This is a genomic window from Pseudomonas sp. (assembly GCF_036387035.1).
Classification (GTDB): Bacteria; Pseudomonadota; Gammaproteobacteria; order Pseudomonadales; family Pseudomonadaceae; genus Aquipseudomonas.
In genome coordinates, this window is record NZ_DASVUM010000098.1 from 1 (window position 1) to 14,666 (window position 14,666).

At 56.3% G+C, this 14,666-nt stretch carries 16 protein-coding genes; 14 read left to right on the plus strand and 2 right to left on the minus strand.

Going from position 1 to position 14,666, the window contains the following annotated elements; all coding sequences use genetic code 11:
- Together dnaN and dnaA are read right to left on the minus strand one after the other, a co-directional pair.
- On the minus strand, positions 1–858 hold an 858-nt coding region (gene dnaN / locus VF672_RS09305), incomplete at its 3' end, for a DNA polymerase III subunit beta (protein WP_331103918.1).
- Positions 859–893: 35 nt separating this feature from the next.
- Complete coding sequence (gene dnaA / locus VF672_RS09310; RefSeq protein WP_331103921.1) at positions 894–2,429, minus strand: chromosomal replication initiator protein DnaA; 1,536 nt, start codon at positions 2,427–2,429, stop codon at positions 894–896.
- A 581-nt stretch (positions 2,430–3,010) separates the two neighbouring features.
- On the opposite strand from dnaA, the gene rpmH reads away from it, so the two are divergent.
- The 14 genes from rpmH to VF672_RS09380 all read left to right on the plus strand — a co-directional run bounded on the left by rpmH (position 3,011) and on the right by VF672_RS09380 (position 14,603).
- Positions 3,011–3,145 (plus strand): 50S ribosomal protein L34, encoded by a 135-nt coding sequence (gene rpmH / locus VF672_RS09315; protein ID WP_002551315.1) that lies wholly within the window; start codon positions 3,011–3,013, stop codon positions 3,143–3,145.
- A 16-nt stretch (positions 3,146–3,161) separates the two neighbouring features.
- The gene (gene rnpA, locus VF672_RS09320) at positions 3,162–3,563 is read left to right on the plus strand and encodes a ribonuclease P protein component (protein WP_074886129.1); all 402 of its coding nucleotides are present in this window, start codon (positions 3,162–3,164) and stop codon (positions 3,561–3,563) included.
- On the plus strand, positions 3,556–3,801 hold the full coding sequence (yidD, locus tag VF672_RS09325; RefSeq protein ID WP_074886126.1) for a membrane protein insertion efficiency factor YidD: 246 nt from the start codon (positions 3,556–3,558) through the stop codon (positions 3,799–3,801). Before rnpA ends, yidD begins: the two co-directional genes overlap by 8 nt.
- A gap of 2 nt (positions 3,802–3,803) precedes the next feature.
- Positions 3,804–5,483, plus strand: coding sequence for a membrane protein insertase YidC (gene yidC, locus VF672_RS09330; protein ID WP_331103951.1), 1,680 nt, complete (start codon positions 3,804–3,806; stop codon positions 5,481–5,483).
- A gap of 79 nt (positions 5,484–5,562) precedes the next feature.
- Positions 5,563–6,933, plus strand: coding sequence for a tRNA uridine-5-carboxymethylaminomethyl(34) synthesis GTPase MnmE (mnmE, locus tag VF672_RS09335; RefSeq protein WP_331103953.1), 1,371 nt, complete (start codon positions 5,563–5,565; stop codon positions 6,931–6,933).
- Positions 6,934–7,456: 523 nt separating this feature from the next.
- On the plus strand, positions 7,457–9,355 hold the full coding sequence (gene mnmG / locus VF672_RS09340; protein WP_331103956.1) for a tRNA uridine-5-carboxymethylaminomethyl(34) synthesis enzyme MnmG: 1,899 nt from the start codon (positions 7,457–7,459) through the stop codon (positions 9,353–9,355).
- Between the two features lie 5 nt (positions 9,356–9,360).
- On the plus strand, positions 9,361–9,996 hold the full coding sequence (rsmG, locus tag VF672_RS09345; protein WP_331103969.1) for a 16S rRNA (guanine(527)-N(7))-methyltransferase RsmG: 636 nt from the start codon (positions 9,361–9,363) through the stop codon (positions 9,994–9,996).
- Between the two features lie 18 nt (positions 9,997–10,014).
- Positions 10,015–10,809: a ParA family protein gene (locus VF672_RS09350; RefSeq protein ID WP_331103958.1), complete on the plus strand. Its 795-nt coding sequence runs from the start codon at positions 10,015–10,017 to the stop codon at positions 10,807–10,809.
- A 9-nt stretch (positions 10,810–10,818) separates the two neighbouring features.
- The gene (locus VF672_RS09355; protein WP_074886109.1) at positions 10,819–11,691 is read left to right on the plus strand and encodes a ParB/RepB/Spo0J family partition protein; all 873 of its coding nucleotides are present in this window, start codon (positions 10,819–10,821) and stop codon (positions 11,689–11,691) included.
- A 146-nt stretch (positions 11,692–11,837) separates the two neighbouring features.
- The gene (locus tag VF672_RS09360; RefSeq protein WP_331103961.1) at positions 11,838–12,245 is read left to right on the plus strand and encodes a F0F1 ATP synthase subunit I; all 408 of its coding nucleotides are present in this window, start codon (positions 11,838–11,840) and stop codon (positions 12,243–12,245) included.
- Between the two features lie 16 nt (positions 12,246–12,261).
- On the plus strand, positions 12,262–13,131 hold the full coding sequence (atpB, locus tag VF672_RS09365) for a F0F1 ATP synthase subunit A (protein WP_331103963.1): 870 nt from the start codon (positions 12,262–12,264) through the stop codon (positions 13,129–13,131).
- Positions 13,132–13,268: 137 nt separating this feature from the next.
- Entirely contained in the window at positions 13,269–13,526 is a 258-nt protein-coding gene (gene atpE, locus VF672_RS09370; protein WP_002555987.1) for a F0F1 ATP synthase subunit C, read from the plus strand.
- 57 nt (positions 13,527–13,583) lie between these two features.
- Positions 13,584–14,054 carry a F0F1 ATP synthase subunit B gene (locus VF672_RS09375; protein WP_065988056.1) on the plus strand — a complete coding sequence of 157 codons (471 nt, stop codon included), beginning with the start codon at positions 13,584–13,586 and terminating at the stop codon, positions 14,052–14,054.
- 12 nt (positions 14,055–14,066) lie between these two features.
- Complete coding sequence (locus VF672_RS09380) at positions 14,067–14,603, plus strand: F0F1 ATP synthase subunit delta (RefSeq protein ID WP_037016920.1); 537 nt, start codon at positions 14,067–14,069, stop codon at positions 14,601–14,603.
- Positions 14,604–14,666 lie beyond the last annotated feature (63 nt).

Here is a 14,666-nt window from a genome sequence, read left to right on the forward strand (position 1 = left end):
CAGTTGGAGACGAATCCCCCGATATTTTTCGTTGGAAAGAATCGCCGTACGGCTGAACGCTTCGCGCAAAGCCTGACGATCACCCACCACCAGCTTGTCTCCGCCCTTGGGAAGCACTCGCTCATAGTCCGGGAACTTGCCATCGACCAGCTTGGAGGTGAACGTGAACTCACCTGTCGTGGCACGAATATGATGCTGCCCCAGGACGATGCTGACCAAGCCATCTTGCTCAGTCAGCAGCCGCGCGAGCTCAAGGATGCCCTTACGAGGCACGATAACCTGATGACGGTCAGCTTGCTCAATCTCTGCGGCCATGGAGCACATCGCCAGGCGATGTCCGTCAGTTGCAACGGCGCGCAGAATACCCGACTGAACCTCGAGCAGCATACCGTTGAGGTAATACCGAACGTCTTGCTGAGCCATGGCGAAACTGGTGCGCTCAATCAACCGGCGCAGCTTGCTTTGAATAAGGCTGAACGTGAGGGAGCCTGGGCCTTCCTCGACCGTGGGAAAGTCGTTGGCAGGCAAAGTAGAAAGCGTGAATCGGCTGCGCCCCGCTTTGACGATGAGCTTCTGCTCGTCGAGTCTGATGTCTATCAGCGCGTCATTTGGAATGCTTTTGCAGATGTCCATAAGCTTGCGCGCAGGGACCGTGATCTCGCCCGGCTCGGCAGGCTCTTCGAGCTGCACGCGCCCGACCAACTCGACTTCAAGGTCGGTACCGGTCAAAGACAACTGCTGGCCTTGAACGACCAGAAGCACGTTCGACAGAACCGGCAGGGTCTGACGGCGTTCGACAACGCCCGCGACCAGTTGCAGGGGTTTCAACAGGGCTTCGCGTTGAATGGTGAAATGCATGGTCTAGTCCCTTGCCTTGATAAGCTGCGTCGGCATCACGTTGTCAAAGTCCGCAGCAGGTTCTTGTAGTCCTCGCGGATGTCCGCATCGGATTCTTTAAGTTCGTTGATCTTGCGGCACGCGTGCAACACGGTTGTGTGATCGCGGCCCCCAAACACATCCCCGATTTCGGGAAGGCTGTGATTGGTCAGTTCCTTGGACAAGGCCATCGCCACTTGCCGCGGTCGCGCAACGGACCTGGAGCGACGTTTGGACAGCAGGTCTGAAATCTTGATCTTGTAGTACTCAGCCACGGTGCGCTGAATGTTATCCACACTCACAAGCTTGTCTTGTAGTGCGAGCAGGTCCTTCAGCGACTCCCGAATGAGCTCGATGGTGATGTCTCGGCCCATGAAGTGGGAGTGAGCGATGACGCGCTTCAGCGCACCCTCGAGCTCACGCACATTGGATCGGATGCGCTGGGCAATAAAGAACGCGGCGTCATGAGGCAAGTCTACCTTCGCCTGATCCGCCTTCTTCATGAGAATCGCCACGCGTGTCTCCAGCTCCGGCGGCTCGACGGCAACCGTCAGTCCCCAGCCAAACCGTGATTTCAGGCGCTCTTCGAGACCTTCAATCTCTTTGGGGTAGCGGTCGCTCGTCAGAATTACCTGCTGACCACCTTCGAGCAGGGCGTTGAAGGTGTGGAAGAACTCTTCTTGAGAGCGCTCTTTGCGGGCAAAAAACTGAATGTCATCGATCAGCAGCGCATCAACGGATCGGTAGAAGCGCTTGAACTCGTTTATGGCATTGAGCTGTAGCGCCTTGACCATGTCTGCCACAAATCGCTCGGAGTGCAGATACACAACTTTGGCATTAGGGTTCTTCTTGAGCAGGTGGTTACCCACAGCGTGCATCAAGTGGGTTTTACCCAGGCCAACACCTCCATACAGAAAGAGCGGGTTATAGCCATGCTTAGGATTGTCTGCGACCTGCCAGGCAGCGGCGCGGGCAAGCTGGTTGGACTTGCCCTCGACAAAGTTTTCGAACGTGAACGTTCTGTTCAGATAGCTGGTGTGCTTCAGCGCGCCCTCTACCTGAACATTACGTTGTTCTGCGCGCGCAGGGGCTTGCTGAGAACTCGCTCCGGCCATCGGGTCGAAGCTCGCCCGAGAAGGCTCGTCCTCGACATTCAGCGATTTTTGTACCATCGGAGCAGGCGTGGCAGCGGGTTGAATAGCCCTCATCGCAGCGGGCGCTTCACTGTTTGCCGCCAGCTCAGCGGCCTGAGATGCGGCAGCGGCGGCTGCAAGCGGTGCGTTAGGGGCGGCACGTGGCGCCGAACTGCGCTTGCTGCCTATTAATAAGGAGAGCGAAGGCGCAATACCCTGGCCGTGCTCGCCCAGCAACTCGAGCAGCCGACCCAGGTATTTTTCGTTGACCCAATCCAACACAAATCGGTTGGGCGCATACACCCGCAATTCGTCGCCTTCGGCTTCGACCTGTAACGGACGGATCCAGGTATTGAATTGCTGGGCAGGCAGCTCATCGCGCAAAAGCTCAACGCATTGCTGCCAAAGTTCCACTGACACAAATATCCCCTAGATTCTGAAGCCGGCGCGGCAAAAACAAGCCGCCATTGTAACCACCCGTAGCGGACTTATCCACATGAAGCTAGGACGCCAAAGCACGATGTCGAGCCTAAAAAGTGAAAACGAACGACGAACGGTGGACAAATAAGACCTGTGGATAACCCAACCTCAGGTCTTTGCATAACACCGACCTAAAAGCTGTGGATAAAAGGCTTGTGGATAACGTGCCGCTTTGTGCACAGCTTATGGCCAGCTACAGCACAGCCGCGGCACCGCTTTTGGACAGACTTTCATACCTCTGTACATCACGTGCTACGTGGGCTAAGAGCTTTTATCCACAGAAAGGCGTCTCTTAAGTTTTATAAGCTTTACAAAAAAGCTTTAAATACTTTCCTTCTTTATTTCTATATTTACCGTCTGGGAATGATCCGGTCGGGGGAGTGGTCGACAGATATCACTCACGAACTAAATGCAAGAAAAGCTGGTTGGAAATTGACCTGCGAGCCCGCTTTCTCTAGAATCCCCGGTCTCTTAAAACGGGGGCCATTCCGGCCCGTTGTGGACGAACCAGGTAACACGCCATGAAACGTACTTTCCAACCCAGCACTATCAAGCGCGCTCGCACCCACGGTTTCCGTGCTCGCATGGCCACCAAAAACGGTCGCGCAGTTCTGTCGCGTCGTCGCGCCAAAGGCCGTAAGCGTCTGGCAGTTTGATTAATCGGCACAGGTGGTGAGTCAGGACTTCAGTCGGGAAAAGCGTTTGCTGACACCCCGGCATTTCAAGGCAGTCTTTGACTCCCCCACCGGCAAGGTTCCGGGGAAAAATCTCCTGCTCCTTGTGCGCAACAACGACCTTGATCATCCCCGTCTCGGGCTGGTGATCGGCAAGAAGAGCGTGAAGCTCTCCGTCGAGCGCAACCGTTTGAAACGCCTGATGCGTGAGTCGTTTCGCCTCCACCAGGACAACCTGGTCGGATGGGATATCGTCGTTGTTGCACGCAAAGGCTTGGGTGATATTGAAAACCCCGAATTGATTCAGCATTTCGGCAAGCTCTGGAAACGTCTGGCGCGCAGCCGGCCCAATCCCGAACTCAAAACCGAAACTGCGGGGGTAGACAGTCCTGATGCGTAAACTGGCGCTCGTTCCGATCCAGTTTTACCGCTATGCCATCAGTCCCCTGATGGCCAGTCATTGTCGTTTCTACCCCAGTTGCTCCTGCTACGCGTACGAGGCCATCGAAAATTATGGCCTGGTGCGCGGTGGCTGGCTGACCTTACGTCGCTTAGGTCGGTGTCATCCGTGGAATCCCGGTGGTTATGACCCGGTTCCACCAGCTCCCACCTCCCGTTCCTCTTCGATGGCCGAGTAATCATGGATATTAAACGCACGATCCTGATCGTCGCCCTGGCAATCGTGACCTATGTCGGTGTCCTGAAATGGAACCAGGACTATGGTCAAGCTGCCTTGCCGACTCAGAATGTTGCCGCCAACACCAATACATCCGCTATTCCTGATGCTCCGCAAGGCTCGACGACTGCCAATGCAGACGTTCCTAGCGCTACGGGCGAAGTGGCTGCGCCGACAGAAACCCCGGTAGTCGCCAGCAAAAATCTGATCCAGGTGAAGACAGACGTCCTGAATCTGGAAATCGATCCGGTCGGTGGCGACGTGGTGCAGCTTCGTCTGCCACTTTATCCACGCCGCCAGGATCACCCCGAAATCCCGTTCCAGCTGTTCGATAATGGCGCAGAGCGGATTTTTCTTGCCCAAAGCGGTTTGACTGGCGCGAACGGTCCTGATGCCAGAGCCTCTGGGCGTCCGGTGTACTCCGCGACCCAGAAAAGCTACCAGCTGACAGAGGGCCAGAATGATCTGGTCGTCGACCTGAAATTCACGGATGGTGGCGTCAACTACATCAAGCGGTTTACGTTCAAACGCGGCCTGTATGACCTGACCGTGTCTTATGTGATCGACAACCAAAGCGCTCAGCCCTGGAACGGTAACTTGTTTGCCCAGCTGAAACGCGATGCCAGTGCCGATCCCTCATCAACGACTGCTACTGGCACCGCCACCTATCTGGGTGCTGCCATGTGGACTCCTTCGGAACCCTACAAAAAGGTTTCCATGAAGGACATCGACAAGGGTTCGGTGAAAGATACTGTCCAGGGTGGCTGGGTAGCCTGGTTGCAGCATTACTTCGTGACCGCCTGGATTCCGAACAAGGCTGACAGCAACACCGTCACCACGCGTAAAGACAGCGCCGGCAATTACATCATCGGCTTCACCGGCCCGGCTTTGACTGTGGCACCTGGCGCCAAAGCCGAGACGACTGCAACGCTTTATGCCGGTCCCAAGAGCCAGGCGGTGTTGAAAGAGTTGTCCCCAGGCCTGGAATTGACCGTGGACTACGGCATCCTGTGGTTCATTGCCCAGCCTATTTTCTGGCTGCTGCAACATATCCACAGCATCGTCGGCAACTGGGGTTGGTCGATTATCTTCCTGACGATGCTGATCAAAGGGCTTTTCTTCCCTCTGTCCGCAGCCAGTTACAAGTCCATGGCTCGTATGCGTGCGGTTGCTCCGCGCCTCGCGGCGTTGAAAGAGCAGCATGGCGATGATCGTCAAAAGCTGTCTCAGTCGATGATGGAGCTGTACAAGAAAGAGAAGATCAACCCGCTGGGTGGATGTCTCCCGATTCTGGTACAGATGCCGGTATTCCTGTCGCTTTACTGGGTATTGCTTGAAAGCGTTGAAATGCGCCAGGCACCCTGGTTGCTGTGGATAACTGACCTGTCGATCAAAGACCCGTTCTTTATCCTGCCGATCATCATGGGCGCTACCATGTTCATCCAGCAGCGTTTGAACCCAACCCCTCCGGATCCGATGCAAGCCAAGGTCATGAAGCTGATGCCTATCATCTTCACATTCTTCTTCCTGTGGTTCCCGGCCGGTCTGGTGCTGTACTGGGTTGTGAACAACACCTTGTCCATCACTCAACAGTGGTACATCACTCGCAGCATCGAAGCGAAAGCCAAGAAAGCCGAGGCCTGATCTACCCTGTTAACACGTCGTTCAAAGCGCCCCCTCGTGGGGCGTTTTGCTATCCGTCATTTGCCCAGGAGACGGGCCCATGAATGTTCTGATCGAAACCATTGCCGCCATTGCTACGGCGCCTGGACGTGGAGGCGTTGGCATTGTCCGTATTTCCGGCCCCCTCACAACCAAGTGTGCCGAAGCGATTATCGGCAAGCTGCCACAACCCAGGTATGCACATTACGGCGCTTTCAAGGGCGAACTTGGCGCAGTAATCGATGAAGGCATCGGCCTGTACTTTGCCGGCCCTCACTCCTTCACCGGGGAAGATGTGCTCGAACTTCAAGGCCATGGGGGGCCCGTCGTTCTGGACATGTTGCTGCAACGATGTGTGCAGCTGGGATGCCGGCTGGCCCGGCCAGGTGAGTTCAGCGAACGCGCATTCCTCAACGACAAGCTCGATCTGGCTCAAGCCGAGGCGATTGCTGACCTCATTGAAGCGAGTTCGGCACAAGCTGCGCGGAACGCGTTGAGATCCCTGCAGGGTGCGTTTTCTCAGCGAGTGCATGAGCTCACAGATAAACTGATCAGCCTGCGCATTTACGTGGAAGCGGCGATCGACTTTCCGGAAGAAGAAATCGACTTTCTCGCGGACGGCCACGTTCTTTCCATGCTGGACGACGTTCGCACCCAGTTATCCACAGTGCTGCGCGAAGCCAACCAAGGCGCTCTGCTCAGAGACGGCATGACTGTGGTGATCGCGGGCAGGCCCAATGCCGGCAAATCCAGCCTGCTAAATGCCCTTGCCGGAAAAGAAGCGGCCATCGTGACTGAGATCGCAGGCACCACTCGGGATGTCCTGCGCGAACATATCCACATCGACGGTATGCCGTTGCATGTAGTGGACACTGCCGGGCTGCGCGATACCAACGATCAAGTGGAAAAAATCGGGGTACAACGCGCTCTTCAGGCGATCAGCCAAGCCGACCGAATTTTGCTTGTTGTGGACGCAACCGCCCCCGAGGCAGGCGATCCTTTCGCACTGTGGCCCGAGTTCCTGGATGAGCGTCCTGACCCCGCCCATGTCACGCTGATCCGTAACAAGGTAGACCTGAAAGATGAGGCAGTCGAACTCGTGACCAGCGTCGATGGCCATGTGACCATCAGTCTTAGTGCCAAATCGGGCGGGGAGGGCGTGCAGCTATTGCGCGAGCACTTGAAAGACTGCATGGGATATCAGCAAACGGCTGAAGGCAGCTTCAGTGCACGCAGGCGCCACCTTGAGGCGCTGCACCTGGCAAGCGACTCCCTCGAGCATGGCCGCTCGCAGCTAACCTTGGCTGGCGCAGGCGAGCTCCTGGCAGAAGATCTGCGTCAAGCCCAGCAGTGCCTGGGCGAAATCACCGGGGCATTCAGCTCGGACGACCTGTTAGGACGCATTTTCTCCAGCTTCTGCATCGGCAAGTAATTCCGCGCTCTACTTTCAGGCAGATCAATCTCTCGGGATCTGCCTCATCTCGTCTCTCATTCTGAATTTTTCATACGCCTGATCACCACTAGGGGAGACAAATCCGCCCCTTAGGTCGCCAGGAAGCATTCATTTTTTTCAATAAGCCCTGTGCATAACCCCCAATGAGCTCGGTTGATAAGCGGGCCTCTAAGCTGGAGATAAACGGCCCTGTGGACAACACCGCGTTTAATCCACAGGCTTAACGGGCTTATCCAACGTGCTCATAGCCACATGGCCACAGGCTTTTGAATCTCTGTACACAACGTAAATAGAGGGTTGTAGAGTTTTATCCACAGATTTGCGCCTCAGTAGAAATAAACATAAAAACAAAGATCTTATAAATTTCTTTCTTTTTAATTTCTATAACCTCCATTCATCCACAGCTGGTTAGATTTTGCGCAACGGGTTCCTTCAGGGGGGGTAAGTCCCTATACTTGCCGCCATTCCTATTTCCCCCCAATCAACAGGCACGAGGTGCGTGGTGGATTTCCCTTCCCGTTTTCAAGTGATCGTCATCGGCGGCGGTCATGCCGGTACCGAGGCAGCACTGGCATCTGCACGCATGGGTGCTACAACCCTGCTGCTTACGCACAACGTGGAAACCCTCGGCCAAATGAGTTGCAACCCGGCTATCGGTGGCATTGGTAAGAGTCATCTGGTCAAAGAGATCGATGCGCTTGGCGGAGCGATGGCAACCGCGACTGATAAAAGCGGTATCCAGTTTCGCGTCCTCAACAGCCGCAAAGGCCCTGCGGTCAGGGCGACGCGCGCGCAGGCAGACCGTGTTCTGTACAAGGCAGCGGTCCGTGAAATAATCGAAAACCAGCCCAACCTGTGGATTTTCCAGCAGGCATGCGATGACCTGATTGTCGAGCAGGACCAGGTACGCGGTGTCGTTACTCAAATGGGGCTGCGTTTTTTGGCGGATTCTGTGGTGCTCACCACGGGTACCTTTTTGGGTGGACTTATCCACATTGGCTTGCAGAATTATTCAGGTGGTCGGGCCGGCGATCCTCCGTCCATTGCGCTTGCACGCAGGCTGCGTGAACTGCCCCTGCGAGTAGGTCGGCTGAAGACAGGCACGCCGCCTCGTATTGACGGACGCTCTGTCGATTTCTCGGTGATGACTGAGCAGCCGGGCGATACGCCGATCCCGGTGATGTCGTTCATGGGTTCCAAAGCTCAACACCCGAACCAAGTCAGTTGCTGGATTACCCACACCAACGCCCGGACGCACGAAATCATCGCTGCCAATCTTGACAGGTCGCCGATGTATTCTGCTGCCGGGGAGATCGAGGGCGTCGGGCCGCGCTATTGCCCTTCGATTGAGGACAAGATCCATCGCTTTGCCGACAAGGAAAGCCATCAGGTGTTTATCGAACCGGAAGGTTTGACAACGCACGAGCTCTATCCCAACGGCATCTCGACCTCGCTGCCTTTCGACGTGCAACTGCAGATCGTGCGTTCGATTCGCGGGATGGAAAATGCCCACATCGTGCGGCCTGGCTATGCCATTGAGTACGACTATTTTGATCCTCGCGACCTGAAGTACAGTCTCGAAACCAAGGTCATTGCCGGGTTGTTTTTCGCAGGGCAAATTAATGGCACGACCGGTTACGAAGAAGCCGGTGCCCAAGGTTTGCTTGCCGGTGCCAACGCGGCCCTTCGGTCTCAAGGCATGGACAGCTGGTGTCCGCGTCGCGATGAGGCTTACATCGGCGTGTTGGTGGATGACCTGATTACGCTGGGCACCCAGGAGCCGTACCGGATGTTCACGTCGCGCGCCGAATACCGGCTGATACTGCGCGAAGACAACGCGGACTTGCGTTTGACCGAACAGGGCAGGGCGCTAGGTTTGGTAGACGATGCCCGATGGGCTGCATTCTGTGCCAAGCGTGAAGGTATCGAGCTGGAAGAGCAGCGCCTAAAGTCCACCTGGATTCGTCCCGGAACCGAGCAGGGCGAAGCGGTATCGGCACACTTCGGTACACCGCTGACGCACGAATACAATCTGCTGAATCTGCTGAGTCGTCCGGAAGTGGATTACGCCAGTCTGGTGGCGCTGACCGGTCATGGTTCACCTGATCCGCAGGTCGCCGAGCAGGTCGAAATCAAGACTAAGTACGCCGGCTACATTGATCGCCAGCAAGACGAGATCGCTCGGCTGCGAGCCAGCGAAAATACGCGCCTCCCTGTCGACATCGATTACACCGGCATCTCTGGCCTGTCCAAGGAAATCCAGAGCAAGCTGGGGATAACCCGTCCGGAGACCCTTGGGCAGGCCTCGCGGATTCCCGGTGTCACCCCGGCGGCCATTTCTCTGTTGATGATTCATCTGAAAAAACGCGGCGCGGGCCGTCAGTTGGAGCAAAGCGCTTGAGTTCGATGGTTACCCCGCAGCACGCAGAAGAGCTAACTCTCGGCGCTCAAGCAATCGGCGTCGATCTGAGCGAGAGCCAGCATAGGCAATTGCTGGCGTACCTCGCTTTGCTGATCAAGTGGAACAAGGCCTACAACCTGACCGCTGTTCGCGACCCGGATGAAATGGTCTCTCGCCACTTGCTAGACAGTTTGAGCGTGGTGCGTTTCATTGAGGGCGAGCGTCAGCTGGATGTCGGTAGCGGCGGCGGCATGCCCGGCATACCGCTGGCCATCCTTTTTCCCGACATGAAAGTCACCGTACTGGACAGTAATGGCAAGAAGACCCGGTTTCTGACTCAGGTCAAACTTGAGCTGGCGCTTGCCAACCTCGAAGTTATCCACAGCCGTGCCGAAGCGTTTCAACCCGCGCTGCCCTTCAATGGAATCATCTCCCGCGCCTTCAGCAGCCTGGAAGACTTCACCCTGTGGACGCGCCACATGGGCGACAGCGCAACCCGCTGGCTGGCAATGAAGGGTCTGCATCCGGCGGATGAGCTGGTAGCATTGCCCTCAGATTTTCATCTGGAAAGCGCGCACGCCTTGGCCGTACCCGGTTGCCAAGGTCAACGGCATCTGCTGATACTGCGCCGCACGGCATGACAGGGAACACACGCAAGAATGGCTAAGGTATTCGCGATAGCGAACCAAAAAGGCGGTGTGGGTAAAACCACCACCTGCATCAACCTCGCAGCTTCGCTGGTGGCTACCAAGCGTCGGGTGCTGTTGATCGATCTCGATCCACAAGGCAACGCCACGATGGGCAGCGGTGTGGATAAGCACGGGCTTGAGCATTCGGTCTACGACTTGCTGATTGGCGAGTGTGACCTGACTGAGGCCATGCACTTTTCCGAGCACGGCGGTTATCAGCTACTGCCGGCAAACCGCGACCTCACGGCGGCCGAAGTCGTCCTGCTGGAAATGCAGATGAAGGAATCGCGTCTGCGTACGGCGTTGGCTCCTATTCGCGAGAACTACGATTACATTCTCATCGATTGTCCGCCATCGCTCTCAATGCTGACGCTCAATGCACTGGTTGCGGCCGATGGCGTCATTATCCCTATGCAGTGCGAGTACTTCGCCCTCGAAGGTCTGAGCGACCTTGTGGATAACATCAAGCGCATCGGTGAGTTGCTCAATCCCCAACTCAAGATCGAGGGTTTGCTGCGGACGATGTACGACCCGCGGCTCAGCTTGATCAACGATGTTTCGGCACAGCTCAAAGAGCACTTCGGCGAGCAGCTGTACGACACCGTTATTCCGCGCAATATTCGTCTGGCAGAGGCGCCTAGCTTCGGTATGCCGGCATTGGCGTACGACAAGACTTCTCGCGGCGCGCTGGCTTACCTGGCGCTTGCGGGCGAGATGGTCCGTCGCCAGCGTCGCGGCAGTCGCGCCGCAGCTCAGCCCACTTAAGGAAATTCCATGGCCGTCAAGAAACGTGGACTCGGACGTGGGCTGGACGCACTGCTGAGCAGCCCCACCGTCAGCGCATTGGAAGAGCAGGCTGTGAAGGCTAGCGAGCGCGAGCTGCAGCACATTCCGCTGGACCTGATCCAGCGAGGCAAATATCAGCCTCGTCGTGACATGGATCCCCAGGCTCTGGAAGAGCTCGCCAATTCAATCAAGGCGCAAGGGGTGATGCAGCCGATCGTGGTTCGCCCCATTGCGGATAACCGCTTTGAAATCATCGCCGGTGAGCGCCGTTGGCGCGCCAGCCAGCAGGCAGGGATCGAGACGATCCCCGCCATGGTGCGTGATGTGCCGGACGAAGCGGCCATCGCAATGGCGCTGATTGAAAACATCCAGCGCGAAGACCTGAATCCGATCGAGGAAGCCATTGCTCTGCAGCGTCTGCAGCAGGAATTTCAGCTGACCCAACAGCAGGTCGCCGAAGCGGTGGGTAAGTCACGAGTCAGCGTCGCCAATTTGCTGAGGCTCATCGCGTTGCCCGAAGTGATCAAAACCATGCTCTCCCATGGCGATCTGGAGATGGGCCATGCACGTGCGTTGCTTGGTCTGCCGGAAGATCAGCAGGTAGAAGGGGCGCGACATGTTGTCGCACGCGGTTTGACGGTGCGCCAAACCGAGGCACTGGTTCGCCAGTGGCTGAGTGGCAAACAGGAGGCAGCGGAGCCGGTGAAGGCCGATCCTGATATCACCCGCCTGGAGCAGCGTCTGGCCGAACGGCTGGGCTCTGCGGTGCAAATCCGCCATGGACAGAAGGGCAAAGGTCAGTTGGTTATACGTTATAACTCTCTGGACGAACTGCAGGGTGTACTCGCCCACATTCGCTGAAACAAATCATGCGTAGCGCGTAGTCGGAAATCACTACCTGGCAGTTGAATAGGGGCTGAACCGCCCCTATACTCTGCGCGCATTTTGTCGGCACAATTTATGCCAAGTTATTGATTTTGGCGGCCGGCTTACGAGGAGCCCATGTGATGGAGACACGCACGCCAAACCGCTTGCCATTCCATCGCCTGGCCGTTTTTCCGATTCTGCTGGCTCAGCTGGCCGTCCTCTTGGGGGCTGCACTGGCGCTTTGGCAGTGGCAAGGTGTCGTAGCAGGGTATTCGGGGCTTTGCGGAGGCCTGATAGCCTGGCTGCCAAATGTATATTTTGCTCATAAGGCATTCCGGTACTCCGGGGCCAGGGCAGCTCAGGCCATCGTTCGGTCGTTCTATGCCGGCGAGGCAGGCAAGTTGATTTTTACGGCAGTGCTTTTTGCGCTGACGTTTGCAGGCGTAAAGCCGCTGGCACCGCTGGCGGTTTTCGGCGTTTTCATTCTGACCCAGCTGGTCAGTTGGTTTGCGCCCCTGCTACTGAGAACAAGACTTTCGAGACCTTAGGGCGTTTGAGGCAACCATGGCAGAGCAAACAGCTTCGGGCTATATCCAGCACCACTTGCAGAACTTGACCTTTGGTCATTTGCCTGACGGCAGTTGGGGCTTCGCGCATTCCGCCGCGCAAGCAAAAGAAATGGGCTTTTGGGCTTTCCACGTCGATACCCTCGGCTGGTCGGTCGCACTGGGTCTGATTTTTGTCCTGATTTTCCGCATGGCCGCAAAAAAAGCGACCTCTGGTCAGCCGGGCGCGCTGCAGAACTTCGTTGAAGTTCTGGTCGAGTTCGTTGACGGCAGCGTCCGGGACAGCTTCCACGGCCGCAGTGCTGTGATCGCACCGCTGGCATTGACCATTTTCGCCTGGGTGTTCCTCATGAACGCCGTCGATCTGATTCCTGTCGACTGGATCCCGCAACTGGCGATCATGATCACAGGTGATCATCACATTCCTTTCCGCGCCGTATCGACAACCGACCCGAACGCGACACTGGGCATGGCACTGTCAGTATTTGCGCTGATCATTTTCTACAGCATCAAGATCAAGGGTATCGGCGGCTTTATCGGCGAATTGACCCTGCACCCGTTTGGCAGCAAGAACGTTTTTGTTCAAGCGCTGTTGATTCCGGTCAACTTCCTGCTTGAATTCGTCACTCTGGTGGCCAAGCCGATTTCGCTGGCGCTGCGTCTGTTCGGCAACATGTACGCAGGTGAACTCGTGTTCATTCTGATCGCGGTCATGTTTGGCAGCGGGCTGTTGTGGCTCAGCGGCCTGGGCGTGGTCCTGCAATGGGCGTGGGCTGTGTTCCACATCCTGATCATCACCCTGCAAGCGTTCATCTTCATGATGCTGACCATCGTCTACCTGTCGATGGCTCACGAAGATAACCATTGAGACCCGCCTGGCGAGTCTGATGATCCCCTCGCTTCGGTGAGGGGATGCCCGCGAGGGCTTGATGTAAGAAACGATTTTGCGTTACCGCTTTAATCTAAGAAAACCTAACCAATACGACGTAAAAGTCGGGAGGAAAGATGGAAACTGTAGTTGGTCTAACTGCTATCGCTGTTGCACTGCTGATCGGCCTGGGCGCACTGGGTACTGCAATCGGTTTCGGCCTGCTGGGCGGTAAATTCCTGGAAGGCGCTGCGCGTCAACCAGAAATGGTTCCAATGCTGCAAGTCAAAATGTTCATCGTGGCTGGTCTGCTCGACGCCGTGACCATGATCGGTGTTGGTATCGCTCTGTTCTTCACTTTTGCGAACCCCTTCGTTGGTCAACTCGCTGGCTAATCACTCGAATTTTCGAGTTGATTGGTGTGATGGACAACGAACGAGCGAGGTGTTGGCGTGAACATTAATGCAACCCTGATTGGCCAGTCCGTTGCGTTCTTCATTTTTGTGCTGTTCTGCATGAAGTTCGTGTGGCCTCCGGTCATCGCGGCTTTGCACGAACGTCAGAAGAAGATTGCGGATGGACTGGACGCTGCCACACGAGCAGCTCGCGACCTGGAGCTGGCCCAAGATAAAGTGGGTCAGCAACTGCGCGAAGCTAAGGCTCAGGCGGCTGAGATCATTGAGCAAGCCAAGAAACGCGGTACCCAGATTGTCGACGAAGCCCGTGAACAGGCTCGCGTTGAAGCTGACCGCATCAAGGCTCAGGCTCAGGCCGAGATCGAACAGGAACTGAACGGCGTCAAAGACGCGCTGCGCGCCCAACTGGGTAGCCTGGCAGTCAACGGCGCGGAGAAGATCCTGGGTGCCACAATCGATCAAAACGCGCACGCGGAGCTGGTAAACAAACTGGCTGCTGAAATTTAAGCGAGGGCGATCATGGCAGAACTGACCACGTTGGCCCGACCTTACGCTAAGGCAGCCTTCGAGCATGCACAGGCGCACCAGCAACTGGCCAATTGGTCAGCCATGCTCGGCCTGGCTGCTGCAGTGTCGCAAGACGACACAATGCAGCGCATGCTCAAGGCCCCGCGACTGACGAGCGCAGACAAGGCCGCCACTTTTATCGAAGTGTGCGGCGACAAGTTCGATGCCAAGGCACAGAATTTCATTCACGTCGTTGCTGAAAACGACCGTCTCCAGCTTCTGCCGGAGATCTCCGAACTGTTCGAGCTTTACAAGGCCGAGCAGGAAAAATCGGTAGATGTGGATGTGACCAGTGCTTTCGCATTGAACCAAGAACAGCAAGACAAACTCGCCAAGGTTCTCAGTGCACGGCTCGGCCGGGAAGTGCGCCTGCACGCTGCGGAGGATGCCGCCCTGATAGGTGGTGTCATCATCCGCGCCGGCGACCTGGTTATCGATGGCTCAGTTCGCGGCAAACTCGCGCAACTAGCCGAAGCATTGAAATCTTGAGTTTGAAGGGGCAGCAGAGCAATGCAGCAACTCAATCCTTCCGAAATAAGTGAAATCATCAAG